The following is a 4201-nucleotide window of genomic DNA, read 5'->3' as shown; positions in this document are numbered from 1 at the left end:
CTGGACGCTGCCGCCCTCCTGGGCGTCGATACGGGCGCCGAGCAGCGGGTGCGCACGGGCCAGACCCCGCAGGGCGCCCTCGACCGCGGCCGGGTCGAACGGCTCGGCCGCGTTCAACACCCGGAACAGGGGCGGGCCGGGAGTGTTCTCGACGCGTCGGACCAGGTCGAGTTGGGCCGGTGCGAGCGGGACGGCCGGCCCGCCACGGGCGGTGAGCAGATCGGCGACGAGCCCGGCGGGGAAGGGGTCGGTAGCGGCGGCAGGCTGCGGCTCGACGTGCAACAGGTGGTGGTCGGGCCCGATCCGCTGCAGGCTGTGGCGCCAGGCGTCGCCGCCGGCCGTGCGCGTGGCGGCGTGATCGAGCGCCGCGGAGACCCGGCCCGCGGCCAGGGGGCCCCGGACCTCCAGGACGGGCGGGGCAAGATGGGGCGGCTGTCCGGGGTCGACGACCACGGTCATCGACACCTCGGTGCGGCGCTCTGCGGTGGCACGGCCGTGACTCATCGGCATCAGGGGCGAGGCCCCTACCCCCCTCTCACGCAGCTCACGCAGCGAAACGCTTTCGCCGTGCTCGGCACGGTAGTCGCGTTTCCGCGACGCGTCCGATTCCTCCAGCGGCCCTGGAGCGTCACCCCATTGCGCCTCAGCCGGCCGGCTCTCGGCGGGGCGAATGCGCAATTCCGGAGCAGGCGCGGCCCGCCCTCCTGACGGGGGAATGAGGAGGGCGGGCCAAGGGCGGTTTTGCCGCCGCGCACCACAATGGCAGGGCGCTCTCGAAGAGTGCCTGAGCCCGGCTACAGCCCGGGTGCCTGGGTGCTTCCTCGCAGATCATCAGGGTCGAGGCGACCTCGCGGGCTGTCCCGCCGGCGGGACGGGCGTCGGAAATCAGAAGCGTTGCCAAATTATTCGCGGCGTCGCGATACTCGGGATCTCGCCCGCCACATCCCGTATCAGGCAAGGAAGTCGGCGGCCCGGTCCCGGTCCCCATGGCGCGGGCGCTCCCCTTTTCCCTCCCCCTTCTGGAGGACTCTTTGAACTCGGAACTGCTGATGTGCGACGCCACGCATTTCCGCGTCGACTACGTCATCAACCCGTACATGGACACCGGCGTCCAGCCGGACCAGCTGGCCGCCCTCGCCGAGCACGAGGCCATCGAGAAGGCACATGCCGCGGCCGGACGGATCGTCAGCCGCATGGAGTCCGCGCGGGAATGCCCGGACATGGTGTACACGGCCAACGGCGCCTTCGTGAGCTCGCGGCGCGCGGTCCTCGGCGCTCCCCCGGCCGCCCGCCGCCCCGAGATCCCGCACTTCCGCGCCTGGCTCAAGGGCCGCGGCTTCGACGTGCTGGACGCGCCGTACGACTTCAGCGGCCAGGGCGACGCGCTGCCGTGCGGAGGGCTGCTGTTCGCGGGATACGGGCAGCGCACCGACCGTCGGATGCACGGGGTCCTGGCCGACGTGCTCGGGTACGAGGTGGTGCCGCTGCGTACGACCGGCGAGCAGTGGTACGACCTGGATCTCGCGCTCGCGGTGATCGACGCGCGCACCGTCGCCTACTGCCCGCAGGCGCTGGACGCCCCGAGCGGGCAGCGGCTGCGCGCCCTGGGTCTCGACCTGATCGAGGTGGACGTCGAGGAGGCGAGCACCTTCGCCCTGAACCTGATCAGCGACGGCTCCACGGTGACCATGACCACGGGTGCGCCGCGCCTTCGTGACACGTTGCGCGAGCGCGGCCTCGACGTGGTCGAGCTCGACACCACCGAGTTGCGCAAGGGCGGCGGCGGCGTGCGCTGCACCGCGCTCACGCTCGACAACCAACTGCCCCCGCGGGCTCGTTGAGTCCGGCCGGCGGCGGTGAGCCGAGCCGCCGCCGGTGGGCGGGGCGCCGTCGTGTCGTCGGGTCCTCGTCCTGTCGGCGGGACGAGGGCCGGCGGCACGGACGGCTCGCCTCGGGCCGGGACTCACGTCCCCAGGAAGTCCGGGCGCTTGTCGTCGCCCGCGTCGGGCCGGGCGGACACGGGGTGGTCCTGCGTCGTGATGCCGGGCAGCAGCAGCTCCCAGAACCCGACGATCCGCCGCTCGGCGAGCCACTGCGGATCGTCCCCGGCCAACACCTCGAAGCCCACGGTCACCGCCACGATCGCCGCCGCGGCGTCGTCCGGCGACACTCCGGGCGCCAGGTGGCCCTCTGCCTCGGCGCGGTGCAGCGTTTCCGCCACCCAGGCGTGCCACGTCCGCATCAGGCCGGTCTCGGCTCCCAGGGCGCGTTCGGCGCTGAGATCGAAGCCGGCCCGGACGACGATGTCGTCCGAGAGGCAGCCCACCAGTCCGTGCGTCGCGTCGACGAGTGCCTGCAGCGCGCTCGTACCGGCATTCCCCGAGAGCCGGACGAGTTCGTGGATCACGTCGACGGCCGCTTCCTCGACGGCCTGCGCGAGCGCCCTCTTGTTCTCGAAGTGGAAGTGCAGCGCTCCATTGCTCACACCTGCCCGCTTGCTGATCGTCGCGAGTGACGAGGGCACATATCCCTCCTCCGCGAACACCGCGGCTGCGGCGTCGATCAGCGCCCTTCTTGTGCGCACCGCACGTTCCTGCTTGACCATTCAAACTTCTCCTGTGGCCGCCGGCGGGCGAGGTGTCCACGACCGCCGTGGTGGTGCGGGGGGTGCCGAGGGGGGAGGGGAAAGGGGGAACGAGGGAGTCACCGCGAGGGAAGTTACTGCGGGGGGTTGCCGTGCTTGCGGGACGGCAGGTCGGCGTGCTTGGTGCGCAGCATCGCCAGGGAGCGGATGAGCACCTCGCGGGTCTCGGCGGGGTCGATGACGTCGTCGACCAGGCCGCGTTCGGCCGCGTAGTAGGGGTGCATCAGCTCGGTCTTGTACTCCTTGACCAACCGGGCCCGCGTTGATTCGGGGTCGTCGGCCTCGGCGATCTGGCGGCGGAAGATGACGTTGGCCGCGCCTTCGGCGCCCATGACCGCGATCTCGTTGGTGGGCCAGGCGTAGGTGAGGTCGGCGCCGATGGACTGGGAGTCCATGACGATGTAGGCGCCTCCGTACGCCTTGCGCAGGATGAGGGAGATCCGCGGCACGGTGGCGTTGCAGTACGCGTACAGCAGCTTCGCGCCGTGGCGGATGATCCCGCCGTGCTCCTGGTCCACACCCGGCAAGAACCCCGGGACGTCCAGCAAAGTCACGAGGGGAATGTGGAAGGCGTCGCACATCTGGACGAAGCGGGCAGCTTTTTCGCTGGCCTCGATGTCCAGCACGCCGGCCAGGGCCTGGGGCTGGTTGGCGACGATGCCGACGACCTGGCCGTCGAGACGGGCCAGGGCGCAGATGATGTTGCGCGCCCAGCGCTCGTGGACCTCCAGGTAGTCGCCGTCGTCGACGAGTTCCTCGATGACCTTGGTCATGTCGTACGGGCGGTTGCCGTCGGCCGGGACCAGGTCGAGCAGGACGTCCGAGCGGCGGTCCGCGGGATCGTCGGAGGCGGCCACCGGCGGGTTCTCGCGGTTGTTCTGCGGGAGCATCGTCAGGAGGTAGCGGACCTCGGCGATGCAGGTCTCTTCGTCGTCGTAGGCGAAGTGGCAGACACCGCTCGTCTCCGCGTGCACGTCGGCGCCGCCGAGTCCGTTCTGGGTGATGTTCTCGCCGGTGACCGCCTTGACGACGTCCGGACCCGTGATGAACATCTGCGACGTGTCGCGGACCATGAAGACGAAGTCGGTCAGGGCGGGGCTGTAGGCGGCGCCGCCCGCGCACGGGCCGAGCATCACGCTGATCTGCGGGATGACGCCGGACGCCTTGGTGTTGCGCTGGAAGATGCCGCCGTAGCCGGCCAGCGCGGAGACGCCCTCCTGGATACGGGCGCCCGCACCGTCGTTCAGCGAGACCAGCGGCGCACCGGCCGCGATGGCCATGTCCATGATCTTGTGGATCTTCGTGGCGTGGGCCTCGCCCAGCGCGCCGCCGAAGATCCGGAAGTCATGCGCGTAGACGAAGACCGTGCGGCCCTCGACCGTGCCCCAGCCGGTGATCACACCGTCCGTGTACGGCTTCTTCGACTCCAGGCCGAAACCGACCGCACGATGCCGGCGCAACTGCTCGACCTCGTTGAACGACCCCTCGTCCAGGAGCAGCTCGATACGCTCACGCGCGGTCAGCTTGCCCTTGGCGTGCTGGGCCTCGGTCGCCTTG

The 4201-nt window shown here is 70.9% G+C and carries 3 protein-coding genes and 1 pseudogene; 1 reads left to right on the top strand and 3 read right to left on the bottom strand.

The genetic code is table 11. From position 1 onward, the window contains the following. A pseudogene (locus G3I40_RS23770) lies at positions 1-504 on the bottom strand (hypothetical protein); the annotation flags it as partial. A gap of 527 nt (positions 505-1031) precedes the next feature. Between G3I40_RS23770 and G3I40_RS23765 the strand changes: the two are divergent. Continuing rightward, positions 1032-1841, top strand: coding sequence for an arginine deiminase-related protein (locus G3I40_RS23765; protein WP_164304149.1), 810 nt, complete (start codon positions 1032-1034; stop codon positions 1839-1841). Positions 1842-1963: 122 nt separating this feature from the next. On the opposite strand, the gene G3I40_RS23760 is transcribed toward G3I40_RS23765, so the two are convergent. Together G3I40_RS23760 and G3I40_RS23755 are read right to left on the bottom strand one after the other, a co-directional pair. Further along, positions 1964-2605 carry a ScbR family autoregulator-binding transcription factor gene (locus G3I40_RS23760; protein ID WP_164304148.1) on the bottom strand — a complete coding sequence of 214 codons (642 nt, stop codon included), beginning with the start codon at positions 2603-2605 and terminating at the stop codon, positions 1964-1966. Between the two features lie 113 nt (positions 2606-2718). Beyond that, the coding region (locus G3I40_RS23755) for an acyl-CoA carboxylase subunit beta (RefSeq protein ID WP_164304147.1) at positions 2719-4201 on the bottom strand (1483 nt) is incomplete at its 5' end.

Source organism: Streptomyces sp. SID14478, assembly GCF_010548525.1.
Classification (GTDB): Bacteria; Actinomycetota; Actinomycetes; order Streptomycetales; family Streptomycetaceae; genus Streptomyces.
This window is presented reverse-complemented; position numbering and strand designations above follow the sequence as displayed.

Bases quoted from the DNA above. Each gene is read 5' to 3' on its own strand.
- G3I40_RS23760 (WP_164304148.1), bottom strand. From the start codon at position 2,605: ATGGTCAAGCAGGAACGTGCGGTGCGCACAAGAAGGGCGCTGATCGAC.